Annotated in this window: 14 protein-coding genes; 7 read left to right on the top strand and 7 right to left on the bottom strand. The window is 74.2% G+C overall.

Annotated features, from left to right (window positions below):
* Nucleotides 1-19: 19 nt before the first annotated feature.
* From FRCN3DRAFT_RS0235705 to FRCN3DRAFT_RS0235695, 3 genes are all read right to left on the bottom strand, one after another.
* Complete coding sequence (locus FRCN3DRAFT_RS0235705; protein ID WP_007518137.1) at nucleotides 20-1,582, bottom strand: MFS transporter; 1,563 nt, start codon at nucleotides 1,580-1,582, stop codon at nucleotides 20-22.
* 156 nt (nucleotides 1,583-1,738) lie between these two features.
* Nucleotides 1,739-3,730, bottom strand: coding sequence for a rhodanese-like domain-containing protein (locus FRCN3DRAFT_RS0235700; protein ID WP_007518135.1), 1,992 nt, complete (start codon nucleotides 3,728-3,730; stop codon nucleotides 1,739-1,741).
* Nucleotides 3,731-3,997: 267 nt separating this feature from the next.
* A complete protein-coding gene (locus tag FRCN3DRAFT_RS0235695) occupies nucleotides 3,998-5,455 on the bottom strand; it encodes a carboxylesterase/lipase family protein (RefSeq protein WP_007518134.1) in 1,458 nt (485 codons plus the stop codon).
* A 234-nt stretch (nucleotides 5,456-5,689) separates the two neighbouring features.
* Between FRCN3DRAFT_RS0235695 and FRCN3DRAFT_RS0235690 the strand changes: the two genes are divergently transcribed.
* The 4 genes from FRCN3DRAFT_RS0235690 to FRCN3DRAFT_RS0235675 all read left to right on the top strand — a co-directional run bounded on the left by FRCN3DRAFT_RS0235690 (nucleotide 5,690) and on the right by FRCN3DRAFT_RS0235675 (nucleotide 10,041).
* Nucleotides 5,690-6,691 (top strand): hypothetical protein, encoded by a 1,002-nt coding sequence (locus FRCN3DRAFT_RS0235690; RefSeq protein ID WP_007518132.1) that lies wholly within the window; start codon nucleotides 5,690-5,692, stop codon nucleotides 6,689-6,691.
* 112 nt (nucleotides 6,692-6,803) lie between these two features.
* Nucleotides 6,804-6,956, top strand: coding sequence for a hypothetical protein (locus FRCN3DRAFT_RS54520; RefSeq protein ID WP_007518130.1), 153 nt, complete (start codon nucleotides 6,804-6,806; stop codon nucleotides 6,954-6,956).
* Nucleotides 6,957-7,088: 132 nt separating this feature from the next.
* Nucleotides 7,089-7,793, top strand: a complete 705-nt coding sequence (locus FRCN3DRAFT_RS0235680; protein WP_007518129.1) for a copper resistance CopC family protein — start codon at nucleotides 7,089-7,091, stop codon at nucleotides 7,791-7,793.
* Nucleotides 7,783-10,041 (top strand): bifunctional copper resistance protein CopD/cytochrome c oxidase assembly protein, encoded by a 2,259-nt coding sequence (locus tag FRCN3DRAFT_RS0235675; protein WP_007518127.1) that lies wholly within the window; start codon nucleotides 7,783-7,785, stop codon nucleotides 10,039-10,041. The genes FRCN3DRAFT_RS0235680 and FRCN3DRAFT_RS0235675 overlap by 11 nt, the downstream gene beginning before the upstream one ends.
* A gap of 36 nt (nucleotides 10,042-10,077) precedes the next feature.
* Here FRCN3DRAFT_RS0235675 and FRCN3DRAFT_RS47825 read toward each other — a convergent pair whose 3' ends face one another.
* Nucleotides 10,078-10,437, bottom strand: coding sequence for a YkvA family protein (locus FRCN3DRAFT_RS47825; protein ID WP_007518125.1), 360 nt, complete (start codon nucleotides 10,435-10,437; stop codon nucleotides 10,078-10,080).
* Between the two features lie 196 nt (nucleotides 10,438-10,633).
* Between FRCN3DRAFT_RS47825 and FRCN3DRAFT_RS0235665 the strand changes: the two genes are divergently transcribed.
* Together FRCN3DRAFT_RS0235665 and FRCN3DRAFT_RS0235660 are read left to right on the top strand one after the other, a co-directional pair.
* A complete protein-coding gene (locus FRCN3DRAFT_RS0235665; protein WP_007518124.1) occupies nucleotides 10,634-11,254 on the top strand; it encodes a pyridoxamine 5'-phosphate oxidase family protein in 621 nt (206 codons plus the stop codon).
* Between the two features lie 82 nt (nucleotides 11,255-11,336).
* Nucleotides 11,337-12,185, top strand: coding sequence for a thioesterase family protein (locus FRCN3DRAFT_RS0235660; RefSeq protein WP_232794352.1), 849 nt, complete (start codon nucleotides 11,337-11,339; stop codon nucleotides 12,183-12,185).
* 12 nt (nucleotides 12,186-12,197) lie between these two features.
* Here FRCN3DRAFT_RS0235660 and FRCN3DRAFT_RS47820 read toward each other — a convergent pair whose 3' ends face one another.
* From FRCN3DRAFT_RS47820 to FRCN3DRAFT_RS0235645, 3 genes are all read right to left on the bottom strand, one after another.
* The gene (locus FRCN3DRAFT_RS47820) at nucleotides 12,198-14,156 is read right to left on the bottom strand and encodes an Hsp70 family protein (protein ID WP_007518120.1); all 1,959 of its coding nucleotides are present in this window, start codon (nucleotides 14,154-14,156) and stop codon (nucleotides 12,198-12,200) included.
* 79 nt (nucleotides 14,157-14,235) lie between these two features.
* Nucleotides 14,236-15,846, bottom strand: a complete 1,611-nt coding sequence (locus tag FRCN3DRAFT_RS0235650) for an acyl-CoA synthetase (RefSeq protein ID WP_007518119.1) — start codon at nucleotides 15,844-15,846, stop codon at nucleotides 14,236-14,238.
* A gap of 223 nt (nucleotides 15,847-16,069) precedes the next feature.
* A complete protein-coding gene (locus tag FRCN3DRAFT_RS0235645) occupies nucleotides 16,070-16,582 on the bottom strand; it encodes a universal stress protein (protein ID WP_007518118.1) in 513 nt (170 codons plus the stop codon).
* A gap of 204 nt (nucleotides 16,583-16,786) precedes the next feature.
* Between FRCN3DRAFT_RS0235645 and purU the strand changes: the two genes are divergently transcribed.
* Complete coding sequence (purU, locus tag FRCN3DRAFT_RS0235640; protein WP_232794351.1) at nucleotides 16,787-17,743, top strand: formyltetrahydrofolate deformylase; 957 nt, start codon at nucleotides 16,787-16,789, stop codon at nucleotides 17,741-17,743.
* Nucleotides 17,744-18,042 lie beyond the last annotated feature (299 nt).

Genomic DNA, 18,042 nt, shown 5'->3' with positions numbered 1-18,042 from the left:
AGCCTAGGCCCGCGCCCGATCAACTCGCCGCCGAAGCGGCCACGGCCTCGCCGGCCGCCCCGGCGGGCACCGGCGAGCTCGTCGTCCCCCCGGTTCGGCCCGATCTGGCCCGCATGGTCGGGACCAGCGCGCCGGCCAGCGCCGCGACCAGCGTCGCCACGCCCAGCAGCACCAGGCTGGTGACGTAGCTGGACTCCTTCGGGTACCCGCCGGGCAGGCCGCCGGAGGCAAGCACGCTCGCGACGATGCCGCTGCCGATCGACCCGCCGATGGTGCGGATGTTGGCGTTCATGCCGGTGGCGGCGCCGGTCGTCTCGATCGGGACGGACTGGATGATCAGGTTGGCCATCGAGGAGAACGCCAGGCCGATGCCGATGCCCTGCACGCCCGACATCACGATGAAGTTCCACGGCGAGCCGTGATCGACGACCAGCAGCGCGCAGGCCGCCGCGGCGACCACGGAGCCGACCACCAGCGGCACCTTCGAGCCGAACCGGTCGGTGATCCGGCCGATCAGGACGCCGAGGACGAGCATCGCGACGGTGCCCGGCAGCATGTACAGGCCGGAGAGCGTCACCGACGCGCCGAGGCCGTAGCCGACGCTCTTCGGCGTCTGCATCAGCGGCGGTACGACGATGAACGTCGCGTACATCCCGATGCCGAGCAGCAGCGCGGCGGCGTTCGTCCACCAGACCGCCGGGATCCGCATCACCTGCAGGTCGATCAGCGGCACCGCCGAGCGGCTCTCCACCAGCACCCACACACCGAACAGCGCGACCGCGGCGGCGAACAGACCGATCGTGCCGCTCGATGCCCAGCCCCAGGTGGAGCCCTTGGACAGACCGAGCAGCAACGCCACCAGCCACGCGGCGAGCGCGCCCGCGGCCGGCAGGTTCACCGAGCCGGTCGCCCGCACCGGCGACTCGGGAATGAAGAAGATCGTGGCGATCAGCGAGAGCCCGGACACCATCAGCGGGAACCAGAACAGCCAGTGCCAGCCCAGCCCCTCGACGATCGGGCCGGCGAGCACGACGCCCAGGCCGCTGCCGATGCCGAGCATGCCGGACATCAGGCCGATCGCGGCGGGGACCTTGGCGGGCGGGAACTCGTCGCGGATGATGCCGAACGCCAGCGGGAAGATCCCGCCGGCCAAGCCCTGGATGACCCGGGCGAGGATGAGCAGGCCGATCGAGTCGGTCAGCCCCGAGATCAGCGAGCCGATGCTGAGCGCGGCGAAGACGACCAGCAGCATCCGCTGCTTGCCGAACAGGTCGCCGATGCGGCCAAGGATCGGCGTGGCGATCGACGCGGAGAGCAGGAACGCGGTCAGCAGCCACGAGACCGTCGCCTGCGAGGTGTGCAGATCGTGCTGGATCACGGGCAGCGCTGGGAGGACCAGCGACTGCAGCACCGTGTACGCGGACGCGCCGAGCGCGAGCGTGACGAAGATCACCGTTGTGTTGCCGCGCCCGCGGGTGCGCGGACGCGGGTGCGCGCCGGCGGCTGGGCGCTCGCCTGCGGCGGCGTCGGGGCCTGAAGACGCGGCGCTGCCAGGGCGGCGACTGCCGGGTTCGGCGGACATGGGGCTCCGTTCGCGGGCGGACGAGAGGCGGGCGACAAGCGGAATCGCGCTCCGGATGATACGACAACCGGAATCGCCTTCCGCTTCCTTCGTTCACGCCGTCGCCGCCCGCGCCCGGTTCCGCCGCCCGCGTCCGGATGGGCGGTCCCGGTCCGGTCAGCTCGCTCCGGTCGCGACCGGGCGGTCCGGGTCGGACGACCAGTCCGACCACGACCCGGGGTAGAGCACGGCGTCGATCCCGGCGACGGCCAGCGCCGCGAGCTCGTGGGAGGCCGTGACGCCGGAGCCGCAGTAGACACCGACGACACCTGTGCCCTCGCCGGCGCCGAGGGCGGCGAACCGGGCACGCAGCTCCTCCGCCGGCAGGAACCGGCCGTGCTCGTCGAGGTTCGCCGCGGTCGGGGCGCTGCGGGCGCCCGGGATGTGGCCGGCGCGCGGGTCGACGGGCTCGAGCTCACCGCGGTAGCGCTCGCCGGCCCGGGCATCGAGCAGGATCCCCTCGACGGCGACCCGCGCCGCCCCCGCGGCGTCCAGCGTCGGCAGCGCGCCGCCGCGCAGCAGTACGTCACCCGGCGCCGGGACCACATCCCCGGTCTCCAGCGGCAGGCCGGCGGCGCGCCAGGCAGCGAGTGCGCCGTCGAGGATGCGCACGTCGCCGACGCCGGCCCAGCGCAGCAGCCACCAGGCCCGTGCGGCCGACTGACCGCCGTTGTCGTCGTAGACGACGACCCGCCGACCGGCGGTCAGGCCCCAGCGGCGGGCGGCGACGGTCAGCGCCGCCGCGTCGGGCAGCGGATGGCGCCCGCCGGGGACAGCCGCCGGCGCGGCGAGCTCGGTCTCCAGGTCGACGTAGACCGCGCCCGGCAGGTGGTCGGCGCGGTAGTGGTCATGCCCGTTCGGGTCGCCGAGCGCCCAGCGGACGTCGAGCAGCAGCGGCGAGTCGGCGGCGGTCAGCTCCTTGTGCAGCCGCTCGGGGTCGACGAGGACGGCGGCGACTGGCGCCGGGCCGTCACCGACCGCGTCGCTGCCGACCGCGTCGCCACCCACCGTCGCCGATGCCGCGGCCGATGTCGCCGTCGTGACGGGGAGCGGGCGGCCGGCGGCGGCGAGCACGGCGGCGAGCTCGGCCTCGCCGAGCGACGACGGTGCCGCGCCGGTGCGGGCGGCGGTGGCGATCCAGCGGGCGATCGCCGCGTTCACCGGGGCCTCGAGCCCGTGTAGGCGGGCGAGCAGCACGATCTCGCCGTTGAGGTAGTCGGACTCGACCGACGCACCGCGCGCGAGGCTCTGCCAGGTGGAGCTCCCGGAGCGCTCGTAGCCAGGAATCTCCTTGATCGACCAGCCGGACAGGTCCAGGCCGGGAGCCGTGATCGGCTCGGCGGGCTCGATGCCGGCCGCGGCGAACGCGGCGCGCGCCTCGTCGGCGACGGCGGCGACCGCGGCGTCGCGCAACGGGCCCGGTCCGACGGCCGCGTCCAGGTTGTAGGCGAGGTTGCCGAGCAGCTTGCCGGCCTTGTACCGGCCGATGTCGTCGACGACCGTCGTCGCGAACCCGGCGCGCCGCAGGTCGGCCGCCACCTGCTCCGCCACCCGGTCACCCGGGTGCGCCGACCCCGGCCCGCCACCGCGCGGCGCCCGCCCGAGGACGAAGCCGCCGACCTGCGGCGTCCCCGGCGAGACGACCTCCCCGGGACGCAGGTGCGTGGCGGGAATGACGACCACCGTGTCGATCACGGTGACGAACCGGCGCAGGGCGCCGCGGACGCTGTCGATCCCGTTCTGCGGCAGGACGACGGGCAGCACCTCGGCCGCCGTGGCGGGCTCGCCCGGGGCCCTGCCGGGTCCCGGCTCCACCCCGTCGACCGGCTGCCAGGCCCAGGTGGCCAGCAGCGCCTCGGCATCCTGCGACTTGGTCGCGAGCACCAGCACGTCGCCGGCGCGCAGCCGGACCTCGTCCGGGCCGGCCGCGACGTCGAGCGCCACCCGCCGCTCCCCTTCGGGCCGCAGGTAGCGCAGCCCGTGCTCACGCAGCGCGGTCAGGTTCGCGCCGCGCGCGACCACCAGCACCGGGACGCCGGCCTCGGTCAGTTGAGCGGCGACGCTCGCGCCCACCGCGCCGGCGCCGATGATCACATACCTGGAGCTCACGATCTTCCTTCCGCCCACGACCGCACCGACCCCACGGACAACGCCCGCCACCCTCGGCACCATGCACCTGGCGGGCAGGATTTATCGCGTCTTGAGCTACCTGTCACACACGAGCAACAACGGGCCGCCCCGGGTGGAGAAGCGTGGTCGGTGATCGACCGAATGGACACCGCAGTCGACCACAGTTCAATCGTCGATCACCTAGCGTGGCCGATGGTGGTGTCCTGGGGCACCGCGGTCGGCCACAGTTCGCGGCGCGGGAGCTGGCTAGGGCCGCGGCAGGGTGGACCAGGCGGCGTGGAGGCGCTCGTCGGGGCGCTCTGCGACCCGGGGCGAGGCACTCAGCAGCAGGACCGGGCGGCGGCCGGGGTCGTGGTGGGGCCAGGGCGGCAGGGCTGGGGTCGCCGGGTCGCCCGAGCTGGCGAACGCCAGCAGGATGTCCTGCCACAGCGCGGCCACCCGCCGGTCCTGGTCGGGACTCGCGGCGTCGGCCCGGCCCCAGGTCAGCGGCAGGTCCGCGCCGTGCGCGACGTGCCCGCTGGCACCGGGGTGGTCGAAGCGCAGCATCCAGGCGCGGCCGCCCGCGGCGTGCGCGGCGTCGGCGAGGCGCGCCGCCGGCCTGGCGAACGCCACGTCGGTCAGCAGCGCGGAGCGGGCGCGGGCGCCGTGGTGCTCGGCGTAGTGGGCCAGGAGCCGCCGCCACCGGTCGTCGCCGAGCACTGCCCGCGCCCGCGCCTCCTCGGCCACCGGCACCACGCCCGGTGCGAGCGCCAGGAACAGCTCGATCTCGTCGCGACACCACGTGACCAGCAGCGGCACGTCCCGGCCCGACCCGCCCGCGACGGCGGCCATCGGGGCCTCGGGCAGTACGACACCGTCGAGGGTGGGCAGGAACGGGTCCGCCAGTGCGGTGAGCAGCGCCTCGCCCGCGCTGACCAGCTCGGCCGTCGACGCCTCGGCCGGTGGGTGGTCCAGCAGCCCGACGAAGCGGTGGCGGGCGGTCTCGGCGGCCGCGAGGCTCCGGACGTGGTGAGCCACGCCGCTCTGGAGCACCCCCCGGTGGAACAGCCCACGGGCGGCGGGTGCCGCCAGCAGGGCGCCGATGCACATCGCCCCGGCGGACTCCCCGAAGACGGTCACCCGGCCAGGGTCGCCGCCGAACGCGCCCACCGCGCCGCGCACCCAGCGCAGCGCGGCGATCTGGTCGAGCAGTGCCAGGTTGTACCCGATGCTGGCGGGCGCGGTGGGGTCGGCGTCGTCCGGTGCCAGGTCGAGGTGGCCCCATGGGCCGAGCCGGTAGTTGATCGTGACGACGACGGCGTCGCCCCGGGCGGCCAGGCGCGCCCCGTCGAACGAGCTGCCGGCGCCGCTGACGAAGCCGCCGCCGTGGATCCACACCAGCACCGGTCGGGGCGGCCCGCCGGGCCCCGGCGACCAGACGTTCAGGTAAAGGCAGTCCTCGGAGCCGCGTGGCGCCCGGGCGCGCCGTCTTGGCCCCCGCAGCCCCGGCAGCCGCAGCTGCGGGCTCGTCGGGCCGAACGCCGAGCAGTCGTGTTCCCCCGCCCACGGCTCGGGCGCCCGTGGTGGCCGGAAGCGCGCCGGCCCGAGCGGCGCCGCCGCGTACGGGAGCCCGCGCCACACGCGCACCGCGCCCAGATCCACCCCGCGCGCGTCCCCCCACGGCGTCCGCGCCACGACCGTGGCCACCGGAGGCAGCGTGGTCATCGGGTCAGATCGTCCTCTCTCACCCCTGTTGTCGGTGGACGTTGTATTCCTGGCACAATCGGCGCCCCGGGCGGGCGACTGTGGCGCACGGGCGACCGTACGACACCTGGCCGACGTGTTCCGGCGGGTCGTGCGGCCCGCCCGACGCGGAGGCCCGACGGCACCTACGGCGCCCCGCCGCCATCATCCGTGGCCGACGACATCTCGAGAGGACATTCGTTGAGGGACGTCACGATGGGTCCCGGCGCTCAGCCGCCATCGACCGCCGCGGCACCGCCGCTGGCGGGAGCGGGAGTGTCGGCGGCCGGGCGGCGCCGTGCCGGGATCGCCACCGCGGCTGTGGTGCTGCTCGGGCTCGCGGGGGCGCTCGCGGCGCGGGTGGCGTTCCTCGATCGGCTGGTGCAGGGCGACCTTCCCACGACTCGGGGAATGCTCTACGCGCAGGCGGTCGCGGCCACGCTCGGCGTCGGCACCACGCTGGTGGCGCGGCGCTGGTGGCGCGGCGCCGTGCTGGTCCATGCCAGCTGCCTCCTGATCGGCGGCGCGACGCTCACGTACGCGGTCGAAAGGGCGCCCGTCACCAACGTCCACGCCGCGACGGTGCCTGTCGTGATCGCCGCGTTCGGTCTCGGCGCGCTGGTGGTCGCCGCCTTCTCCGCCGCCCGGAGACGGGTTGTCGCCTGGGTCGGCGCCCTGCTGGTGGTAGGCGCGTGCGCGCCGCTGACCCTGTTCACGGTGCGTGACCTGCCGTCGGAACCGGTGGGCTCCGGCCCCGCCGCGACGACGGACTATACGGGCGGGACTCGCGGAGGCCTGGCCGAGGAGCGGCCGTTGGTCCTGATGACCATGGCCCCGGAAGGCTCTCGCTACATCTGGGCCGATGGCACACCGTGGGACGGTGGCACGCCGCCGCCCGCCGCCCTTGACGCGGCGGCTGGGAGGGCGCCGCGTGCCACACCCGTTCCGGTGGAGAGCGTGAAGGAGCCGGTGCGGGCTGGCCGGCGTGGGCTGGCTCTGCTCGCGGTCGTCACCCTGGCGGCCGCCGCTGGCGGTATCGCGAGCACGGTGCGTTCCGGGACCGCTGCCCGGCCCCGGCCAGCCCGAGCCGTGGCGCCCGGTGCCCGGACGTCGGCTACCAACTCGTCGGGCGTCGGGCCGATGGAGGTCGACGTCATCGAGGTGGGCCCGGCCCGGGCCGCCGACGGCTGGCTCGGGCGCGCCGGCCCGCGTCGCTGACGTCGACGACGCCAAGATCGGCGTCAGGCTGGTCGTCGGACCGGCGGTCCTCGTCGTCGCCTACCTTGGACTGCGGCGCGACAACGACTGTCGGGCGCTGGCCGCGCTGGCCGTGCTGGCCGTGCTGGCCGTGCTGGCCGCCGCCGACGCCGTCGGTAGCGTGGCGGCGCCGCGGGTGGCGCGCGCGGCCGACTGGCGGGCGCCGGTGAACCTGGCCGGGGGCCTCGCGTTCGTCAACGTGCTGATCGCCGTCCGCTGGCGGTAGCCGGAGGACCGACGGTGGGCCAGGTATCTTCGACGTGACGTAGAAGCGAGCGTGGGTGTGAACGTTGGCGGCACGGTCCTGGAGCCGGGTCGACCGTCGCCGCGCCCGGCGGGGCAGGGGCTGGAGTCGCCGATGCGCGCAGTGGTTGCCGGACGGCGGGCAGGTCTCGCCGGTGCCCCTAGCGGGAGACCACCCCGGTGGCGGCCGGCTCCCGGCGCGGGCGTCCTCGCCGCCGCGCTGGTCGGCGGGCTGGTGACGCTCGCGGTCCTCGCTGGCGCGGCGCCCGCGAGCGCGCACACGCAGCTGAAGTCGAGCACTCCCGCCAATGGCGCCACCGTGCCGACCGCGCCGGACCACGTCGAGCTGGTGTTCGCCCAGCACCTGCTGGGCCTCGGCGCGGTCGCGGTCCAGGGTCCTGACGGCGCCAGCGTCGCCGCCGGCGAACCGGTCCTCGACGGCGCGATCGTCACCCAGCCGCTGGTGGCCGACCGGCCCGCGGGAACCTACCGGCTCGCCTACCGGGTGGTCTCCGCTGACGGGCACCCGGTCAACGGCGAGATCTCCTTCACCGCGACGGCCGCGACGGGACAGCCCGCGTCGCCGTCCTCCACCGCGAGCGCCGCCGCCGGCCCGGCCTCCCTACCGACCGCGACGCCGGTGGTGGTCAGTGAACCGACCGGCGTGATCATCTCGTGGGTGGACACGGATACGGACGACGGATGGTCCACCGGCCTGATCGTCGGGGTCGCGGTCGGCGCCGGCGTGCTGGCCGCCGTCGGCGGCGCCGTCCTCGCGGTGTTGGTCCGGCGCAGGCAGGGGAGTTCCGATGGGACCTGAGGGAGCGCCGGCCGTCGCCGGCACAGACCTGGCCGACGCTGGCCCGGCAGACGCCGCCGCGGTGGATGCCGGTCCGCCGGACGCCGGTCCGCCGGGCGCCACCACGGCCGGGACGGCCGAGCTACCCGTCGTCCCCGCCGTTTCGCCCGCTGGCACGCCCATGACCGCGGACACGCCGCCCGGGACGGTCGGCGAGGACGACGGCGGTGCCGAAGCCGAGGACGGTGCCGAGGGCGGCTCGGGCCGGTGGCCGGTGGTCGCCGGTGTGGTGGCGGGCGCCGTCGCGATGCTCGTGACGCTCGTCGTGGTGCTCGAGGCCGGCGGCGGCGCGCCGAAGCGGCTCCCGGCCGAGCTCGCCGGGGCCGACCCCGGGCTGTTCACCGGCTGGGGGCTGCCGATCAGCCGGCTGCTGTGCGACACGGCCGGCGTCGCCACGGTCGGGGCGCTGCTCGCGGCCGCGTTCCTGTTCCCGGCCGCCGGCGGCAAGCCGGGCGTCGCGGGAACGCGGCTGCTGCGCTGGGCGTCCGTCGCCGCCTGGGTGTGGTGCGTCGCCTCGCTCGCCCAGTTCGCGTTCACCGTCTCGGACCTCATCGGGCGTCCCCTGCCGGCCGCGCTGAGCCGTCACAACGTCGGCAACGTCCTCGACGCGGTGCCGCAGCCACGGGCGCTGCTGATCGTCGCCGGGCTCACGTTCGCGATCGCCGTCGCGGCCGGGGTGGCCCGCAAGCTGGACACGGCGGCATGGCTCGCCGTGCTGGCGCTCGGCGCACTGCTGCCGGTCGCGATGACCGGGCACGCCCACGGCTCGGGCGGCCATGATCTCGCGACGGTCAGCAGTGGGCTGCACGTCCTCGGGGTCGCGGCCTGGGTGGGCGGGCTCGCGGCGCTGCTCGCCGGTGGCCGCCGGCTCGCCGGACGCGAGCTGGTCACCGCCGTCACCCGCTACAGCGGGCTCGCGGGGCTGTGCCTCGTCGTCGTTGCCCTTAGCGGGGTCGTCAACGCCTACGTCCGGGTGGGCAGCTGGAGCGCGCTGGTCGACAGCCGCTACGGCAACCTGGTGATCGCGAAGGTGGTCGCCCTCGTCGCGCTCGCCGGTCTCGGCGCGGCGCACCGGCGGTTCACGATCCGTCGCCTCACCGCGTCGCCCTCGCGGCGCCGGCCGTTCCTGCGGCTCGGGGCCGCCGAGGTCGCCCTGATGGGTGTGGCCGTCGCGCTCGGCGCCGGCCTGTCGCGCACCCCGACGCCGGCGTCCGCCGACGGCGGTGCCGCCGATGATCCGGTGGTCTCGCTGCTCGGCTACCCGCTGCCACCGCCGTTCGCCGCCGGCCGGATCGTCACCGAGGCCCGGCCCGACCTGCTGTTCCTCACGGTGGTCCTGCTCGGCGCCTGGCTGTACCTGACCGGGGTTGTCCGGCTGCGCCGTGCGGGCGCGTCCTGGCCGGTCGGGCGCACCGTCAGCTGGCTGCTGGGACTCGCCGTCATCGCGTTCGCGACCAGCAGCGGGCTCGGCCCCTATGGCCGGGTGCTGTTCAGCGTCCACATGGCCCAGCACCTGTTGCTGATGATGCTGGCTCCGGTGCTGCTGGTGCTCGGCGCGCCGGTGACGCTCGCGCTGCGCACGCTGCCGACCGGGGTCACCGGCACCACCCGCAGCGCCAGGGCCTGGCTGCTGCGGGTCGTGAACAGCCGCTGGCTGGCGTTCGTCTCCCACCCGGTGGTCACGTTCGTCCTGTACTCGGTGTCGCTGTACGCGCTGTACCTGACGCCGCTGTACGGCTGGGTGCTGCGCAACCATCTCGCGCACCTGGCGATGATGTGCCACTTCCTCGTCGTCGGATACCTGTTCTTCTGGCTGCTCATCGGCGTCGACCCGGGCCCGCGCCGGCCGCCCTACCCGGCGCGGATCATGCTGCTGTTCCTCGCCTCGGCGGTGCACACCTTCTTCGGCGTGATCCTGATGGTGTCGAACGAGGTGATCGGCGAGTCGTACTACCGGCTGCTCGACCGGCCGTGGGGCGGCTCGCTGCTCGACGTCCAGCAGGTCGGCGGCGGCATGGCGTGGAGTTTCGGGGAGCTGCCGTCGCTGGCCGTGCTCGCCGCCCTGTTCTTCCAGTGGGCGCGGACCGAGGAACGCCACGGCCGCGCGAAGGACGCCCGGATGGACAGCGGCGAGGACGACGAGTTCGAGGCCTACAACCGCTACCTGGCGAGCCTCGCCCGGCCGCGCTCCCGCCCGCCCCGCCCCTGAACCGCGGAGGGTGAGCCGGTAGGGCCGAACCGGGAGTCAGTTCCCGATGCGGCGGCGGTCGCGAGGCGTCCGGCCGGTGCCGTGGACGACCTCGCCGTCGATCACCGAGCCCGGCGCCGCCGCGCGCTTGGCGGCGACCAGCCGGGCGACATACAGCGCCGCGGCGAGCAGGACACCGCCGTCGTCGACGAGCCCGAACGGGCCGAACAGGGCCTCCGGCACGGCGTCGACCGGGGACACGAGGTAGACGAGGGCGCCGACGGCGGTGACGACGCCGCGCAGCGGTACCCGGTACTTGACGAGCACGTACGCGCCCGCGCCCGTGAGGGCGAGGGCGACCAGACCAAACACGGTCAGGATGACCAGTGCCACAGTGCTGAAGGTGTCGTGGTCCACGCCGCCTGCGCCCCTTCCGAGAGCTGTCCCGGCCGTGCCCCGGCGCCGCGTCGGCGCCAGGTCGATCGACCGTGCGAACTGACCATGCCCAACATCGCCCCCCGATGAACGTCACGACGACGACAGCTCTGTCAAAGGTGTCGGCGGTTACGAAAATCGGGGCGACGGCGCCGCGCGGCGGAGCGAGGATCGGAGCATGGGAAAGGTCTACGAGCGGATCGACGGGCGGCTGCGGGACTTCGTCGAGGCGCAGCCGGTGTTCTTCGTGGCCACGGCGCCGCTGTCCGGGGAAGGGCACGTGAACCTGTCCCCGAAAGGCGGCGCGGACACGTTCGCGGTGTTTGACGAGCACACCGTGGCCTATCTGGACCTGGGCGGCAGCCACGCCGAGACGATCGCGCACCTGCGGGAGAACGGGCGGATCACGCTCATGTGGTGCGCGTTCTGGGGACCGCCGAAGATCGTGCGGGTGCACGGGCGCGGAGACGTGGTGTTCCGCGACGACCCGCGGTTCGGCGCGCTGCTCGCCCGCTTCCCGCGGCCGGACCAGCCGTCGGTGCGCGCCGTCGTCGTGGTGACGGCCGAGCAGGTCAGCGACAGCTGCGGGTACAAGGTGCCGCTGATGGAGCCGGTCGGGGACCGTGCGCTGCATGGCGAGTACTTCGGCCGCAAGACCGACGAGGAGTTCGCCGCCTACTGCGCGGCGAAGGACTTCAACGGCCAGAGCATCGACGGCCTCCCGGCCCTCCCGCTGCCGTTGCCGCCGCTGCCCGCCTCCGCCGTGGTCGCGACGGCCGCTGGTGCGCCCGACCGGTAGGGCCCGCGCGTGGTTGGCCACTCGGCTGTGATGCGGATCACCCGACCGGACGGGTCGGGTGGAAGCGGCCTAAGGTCGGGCCGTGTCTGACGGTGGCGTGTCGACGACGAGCGAGCCCTCCCTGGCGCCGGGTGGTCCGCCGCCCATGGCACCGGCCGCGAGCCTGTATGTGGACCTGGGTGACGGGCGCTGGCTCGCGACCGAGCACACGGCAGGGCCGTGGGACCCGGCAGCCCAGCACGGCGGGCCGCCGAGCGCGCTGCTCGTCCGGGCCGTCGAGCGGACCGCGCCGCGCCCGGACATGATGATCGCGCGGTTCACCACCGAGCTGCTCGGGCCGGTTCCCGTCGGCGAGCTGAGCCTGCGCTCCCAGGTCGCCCGGCCGGGGCGCAGCGTCGAGCTGGTCGAGGCGGTGCTCACCGCCGGCGGCCGGGACGTCGCCCGCGCCACCGCCTGGCGGGTCAGGCGCGCCGATGGCACGGGTGTGCCGCCGCGCCACCCGCCGCCCCCGCCGCTGCCGGAGGCGCCGCCGCCGCGCGTGCCCGGGCCGGGACGCCTGCGTGGGTTCGCGAGCGCGATCGAATGGCGCTCGGCCGGCCGGGGCCGGATGAGCGTGCCCGGGCCGGCCGCGCTGTGGGGACGGCTGTGTCACCCGCTGGTCGCCGGCGAGGAGACCAGCCCGCTGCAGCGGGTGCTGGCGCTCGCCGACAACGGCAACGGGATCTCCAGCGAGACGGATTTCCTCACGACGTACTTCATCAATCCGGAGCTCACCGTGCACCTGCACCGCGAGCCGGTCGGCGAGTGGATCTGCGTCGACGCGACGACGACGATCAGTCCCGGCGGCGCCGGCCTGGCCACCACCGTGCTGTCCGACCTCGACGGCCCGGTCGGCGTCGGTGCCCAGGCCCTGCTCGTAGCCCCGCGTTAGAGGACGCCCGCGTCAGAAGACGAGGGGCAGGTTGCCGGCCGAGCCGGTCGGGCCGAGGGTGATCGGCTCCTGGAACGTCGTCGCGAGATCGACGCGCTCGGTGTGCTCGCTGCCGCCGGCCAGGTCGCGGGCGTGGATGGTGAGCTGGCGGCGCCGGTCGACGGCCAGGACGATCTCGACGCGGGCCGTGCGCGCCGCGGTCGCCGCGAGGCCCGTCAGCTCGAACTGCCGGACGCGCCGGAAGGTACCCCCGGGCACGAAGTAGCCGCCGTCCTCCACGATGTGCACGGTGATGGCGTCCTGGTCGTCCGCGGCGTTCGTGACGAGGACCGTCTCGCGGACCGGTACGGACTTGCGGGCCGTGATGACCTCGCGGAACCTGCCTCCGGCGATCTCGATGCCGAGTGGGTAGGCGACGGTCGTCGTCACGATGGGCAGGTTCTCGATGGCGGGGCCGCCGTCGATGGCGTGGAGGCGTCGCGGCCGGGCCGCCGCGCGGGCGCTGGCCCGGTCGATGACGCGGGACTCGACGCGCCCGGTCCCGAGGTCGGTGGCGGTCACCCGCAGCGTGCCACCGGCGTCGACGTCGAAGGCGACGTCGATCCGGTGCGCGAACGCCGGTGCCGGGGCCAGCCCGGTGATGTCCAGCCTGGCGAGGGCGATCGCGTCGTCCCGGCCGGCCCGGTCCTCCTCGGACTCCACCACCAGCACGGTGACCGAGGACTGGTTGTCGACGGCGGTCGTGAGCAGCTGATGGCGCCGCGTCGGCACGGTCGTGTTGCGCTGGATCACGGGGAGGTACAGCCCGCCGACCTGTTCGACGCCCACCGACGCCGGGATGACGTCGCGCAGGCGGAGGTCCTTGACCTGGCCGGTGAGGCCCGCCGCCTGGAGGGCGGCGCCCGTCACGACCCCTTCGGAGATGGTGCGGAACGGCGGCTTGCCCGCGAGCTTCTCGACGAGCCCGCCCACGGCCGGCATCCGGGCCGCGCCCCCCACCAGGATCACGTGGTCGATCTCGCTGGCCCGTAATGCGCCGTCGCGCAGCACCCGCTCGAACGGCCCGCGGCAGCGTTCCAGGGTGGACTGGGTGATGGTCTCGAGCTCGCCCCGGGTCAGGGATACGTCCACGTGCGCGTAGCCGTCGCCGGTGCGGGCGAGGTGCGGAAGATAGACATTCGCGGAGGTCGCCGCGGACAGGTCGACCCGCGCGGTCTCCGCCGCCTCCCGCAGCCGGGCGAGTGCCGTCAGGTCCTGGCTGATGTCCAGCCCGTGCTGCTCGCGCAGCAGTGCGACGAAGTGCTCGACGATCGCCTGGTCCCAGTTGTCGCCGCCGAGGTGGTTGTCCCCGGCGGTCGCCTTCACCTCGCAGACGCCGGCGCCGATCTCGACGAGCGAGACGTCGAACGTGCCGCCGCCGAGGTCGAAGACGAGGCTCCGCTCCTCCTGCGCGCGGTGCAGGCCGTGCGCGATGGCGGTGGCGGTCGGCTCGCTGACGATCCTCGCGACCTCGATGTCGGCCATCCGCGCGGCGTCCTCCAGCGCCCGCCGCTGCACGTGGCTGAAGTAGGCGGGAACGGTCAGGACGGCGGTGCCGATGCTGCTGCCGGCGTATTCCCGCACATCCGCGTGCAGCCGCTTCAGCACGAGCGCGGCGACCTCCTCGGCCGAGTACCGGGTGCCGTCGTGCTCGTGTGACCAGTCGCTGCCCAGCCGGAGCTTGACGGACCGGATCGTGTGCGCGGGATTGGTGACCGCCTGGCGCAGGGCGGTGGCCCCGACCAGCGGCGGCCCGTCGGCGACGAACGCGACGACGCTGGGCGTGGTCAGCGTTCCCTCGGCGTTCGGCACGAGCCGGACCCGGCCGCGCTCGAAGATGCCGACGGCCGAGTTGGTGGTACCGAAGTCGATGCCCACCGCCGGCTCGGCCACGGTCTTGCGGGCCTGCTGGGCCTGTCCATCCGACGTCATTCACCATCACCCCGTCGCCGATCTCCGGTGCGGACGGCACAACCGTAGTCGATCGACAACTCACGGGCACATGGTTGACTCAACCGGTGGCCGCGGTTGCGGGCCAGTAGCGTTTACGGAGCAGGTTCTTGCGAAGCTTGCCGGTCGGCGTCCGCGGCAGCTCGTCGACGAAGTCGACGCCACGCGGCGCCTTGTAGTGGGCGATCCGGTCCCGGACGTAGGCGATCAGCTCGTCGGCCAGGCCCGGGCCCGGCTCGACGCCGGGCGCCGGCTCGACGACGGCGTGCACCCGCTCGCCCAGGTCCGGGTCGGGGACGCCGATGACCGCGACGTCGAGGATCTTCGGGTGCAGCGCGAGCACGTTCTCGATCTCCTGCGGGTAGATGTTCACCCCGCCGGATATGATCATGAACGTCGCCCGGTCGGTCAGGTAGAGGTAGCCGTCCGCGTCGAGGTGGCCGACGTCGCCGACCGTCGTCCAGGTCGGGTGCGCCGGGTGCTGGGCGGCGGCGGTCGCGGCCGGGTCGCCGTGGTAGGTGAACGGCAGGGCCTCCCGCTCGAAGTAGACGACGCCGTCCTCGCCGGTCGGCAGCTCCCGGCCGTCCTCGGCGCAGATGTGGACGACGCCGAGCGCGGACCGGCCGACCGTCCCCGGCCGCTGGAGCCACTCCTCGGACGAGACGAACGTGATGCCCGACGCCTCGGTGGCGGCGTAGTACTCGTACAGGATCGGCCCCCACCAGTCGATCATCGCCCGCTTCACGTCGGGCGGGCACGGCGCGGCGGCGTGGATCGCGGCCCGGTGGGCCGACAGGTCGAAACGTTCGCGCTCCGCCGTGGGCAGCTTCAGCATGCGGACGAACATCGTCGGCACCCACTGGCTGTGCGTCACCCGGTACTTCTCCAGCGCCGCGAGCGCGGCCACCGGCTCGAAGCGCTCCATCATCACGACCGTGCCGCCGAGGGCCTGCACCGCGCCGCCGAACCGCAGCGGGGCGGCGTGGTAGGCCGGCGCGGGCGATAGGTAGACCGCGTCCGGGCCCATCCCGTACTGCATCTGCAGCATCGGCGGCAGGATCATCCCGGGCTCGCCGCTGCGGTACTGGGGAAGCGGTGGGCGGATGCCCTTCGGTCGGCCGGTGGTGCCGGAGGAATAGAGCATGTCGGCGCCGGCCCACTCGACCTCGGGCCGCTCGGCCGGCGCGCCGGCGACCGCCCGCTCGTAGCTTTCGTGGGCGGCGAGCCAATCATCCACGTTGCCGGCAGGCTGGCTGCCCGGCTGGTCGGCGGCGGCGGGCTCATCCGCCGAGGCGAAGACATACCGGTGCCGGACCCGGGGGGTCGCTTCCACGATCCGGGCCGCGAGCTCGCGCTGGCGCGAGGAGACGATCAGCGCCGCGGCCTCGCAGTCGTCGACGATGTAGGCGACCTCGGCGGGGGAGAGGTGCCAGTTGACGGGAGTCACGTAGAGCCCGCTGCGCAGGGCCGCCCAGTAGACCTCGAAACAGTGCTGGTCGTTCTCCGCCAGTAGCGCGATGCCGTCCCCGCGCCGCAGCCCCGCGGCGGCCAGGACGTTCGCGAACCGGGCCGAGCGCTCGTCCAGCTCGCGGTAGGTCAGCGTCACTCCCGAGCCGGCCATGATGACCGCGGGCTTGTCCGGTGCGACGGCGGCGTGCGAAGCGGGATTCACGGCGACCCCCTGGCATGGCTGTGACGACGGTCACGTTAACAGCCGGGCGGTCCGGGCGGCGGCGGTTCCGGCGCACGCGGAATGCCCACTCCGGTTGTGGCGCGCGTCGGGCGGGGCCGCCACCCCCGGGTCTCGTCCGGTCGTCGCCGGTCTCCGTGCCCGGTTTCCGCTCGGTGCGCCTGCCTCGGTGCCGGGTCGCTCGGCGCACCGGGCTCCGGGCGGCTCAGTGCTTGGTGTCCGCGTGCTTCGTGTCCGCGTCGTGCTCGGATGGCGGCCGTACGACGAGAACCGGGCAGGTCGTATGATGGACGACCGCCGTGCTCACGGAACCGAGCAGCGCGCCGACGAATCCGCCGTGCCCACGCGAGCCAACGACCACCAGGTCCGCGTCCCGGCCGGCCTCGACGAGCACCGACGCCGGCGGGCCGGGACGCACCTCGGCGCGCACCCCGTCGGGCACCTTGTCCCCGAACACCGCGGCCAGCGCCTCGCTGAGCCCCTGGCGGGCGCTCTCCTCCCAGACGCCCGCGTCCAGCGGCATGGCCGGCAGGTAGGGCCCGACGGCCGGCAGCTGCCAGGCCAGCAGCACGAGCAGTTCGGCGCCGTGCAGCTCGGACTCGCGCATCGCCCAGCGCAGGGCTTCGCGCGATCCCTCCGAGCCGTCGATGCCGACGACGATCCGGCTCACTTCGTCCCGCCCCGTTTCGCCCCGGCCCACTTCGCCGCCTGTGGTCATGCGTGTCCTCCCGGTTCGGCCCCGTTGACGTTCCGTCTCCTGACCACCTAACCCGCGATGACGGCGGCAAACGGGGGACCACGGCCCTGGCGCCATGGCCCACCCGGCCCGGGGCGCGGCGGAACGTCAGCACTTGTCGGCCGTCCTGGGCACTGGCGGCGTGGGAACCCCGGCCGCGGCGGCGGGACGGGCGACGATGAGGCCGTGACCGAACGGGCGGAGGTTGGTGGCGGCGGTGGGGCGGGCGCGCCGGGCGGTGGCGGGCCGCTGGTGACGCCGGCGGCGGTGGCCGCGCACGCCGAGCGGTACCGGGACGTCGGGCGGGTGCTGGTCACCTGCCCCGACCGGCCGGGCATCGTCTCGGCCATCTCGAGCCTGCTCTTCCGGCACGGCGCGAACATCACCGAGCTGCAGCAGTACTCCACCGACCCGTTCGGCGGCACCTTCTTCCTGCGGATCGAGTTCCACCGCGAGGATCTCGCGGCCGGGCTGCCGGCGATCGAGGAAGGGTTGGCCCAGCTGGCGACGGGCGCCGAGATGCGGTGGCGGGTGGCCACGCCGGCGGTGCGGCAACGGGTGGCGATCTTCGTGTCAAAGGCAGATCACGCGCTGCAGGAGCTGCTGTGGCGGACCCACTCCGGCGAGCTGGAGATGGACGTGCGGATGGTGGTCTCCAACCATCCTGACCTGCGCGACACCGCGGCGGGCTGGGGAATTCCGTACCACCACGTCCCCGTGTCGCCGGAGACCCGGGACGAGGCGGAACGGCGGGCGCTGGCGCTACTGGCGGGCCAGGTCGACCTCGTGGTGCTGGCCCGCTACATGCAGGTCCTCACGCCACGGTTCGTCGCGGCGTTCCCCGACCGGATCATCAACATCCACCACAGCTTCCTGCCTGCGTTCGTCGGCGCGGACCCGTACAGCGCGGCCGCCCGGCGAGGAGTGAAGCTGATCGGCGCGACGGCGCACTACGTGACCGTCGATCTCGACGCCGGGCCGATCATCGAGCAGGACATCGAACGGGTCGACCATCGCCACCAGGTCGTCGACCTGCGCCGGATCGGCCGGCACGTCGAACGGGCGGTGCTGGCGCGCGCCGTCGGCTGGCACCTCCAGGACCGCGTCATCGTCCACAGCAACACGACAATCGTCTTCGCCTAATGGGGCTGCACCGGTTCTATCCGTGATGGATTGGTGTCCGAGCCGCCAGCGGTCGAGCACTCGTTTCGCCAGGCCTGATGATCGAGGTCTAGTCCTAGATCGTGTCGCCGCTGGTTCGCTGGGAGGGTGAGACGACCGGTGGGATGTCGTGCCGTCGAGCACTGATCCATTAGGGTGTGCGCGATCCTTCCCGAAGGCTCTGTTGAATGATCGACAGCTGGGAAGGGAACCGGGTTGCTGTTCGTCGGGGATGACTGGGCCGAGGCCCATCACGACATCGAGATCCAGGACGAGACCGG

The organism is Pseudofrankia saprophytica (assembly GCF_000235425.2).
GTDB lineage: Bacteria > Actinomycetota > Actinomycetes > Frankiales > Frankiaceae > Pseudofrankia > Pseudofrankia saprophytica.
Note: the sequence above shows the minus strand (reverse complement) of the source record. Positions and strands in the feature narration are given on the sequence as shown.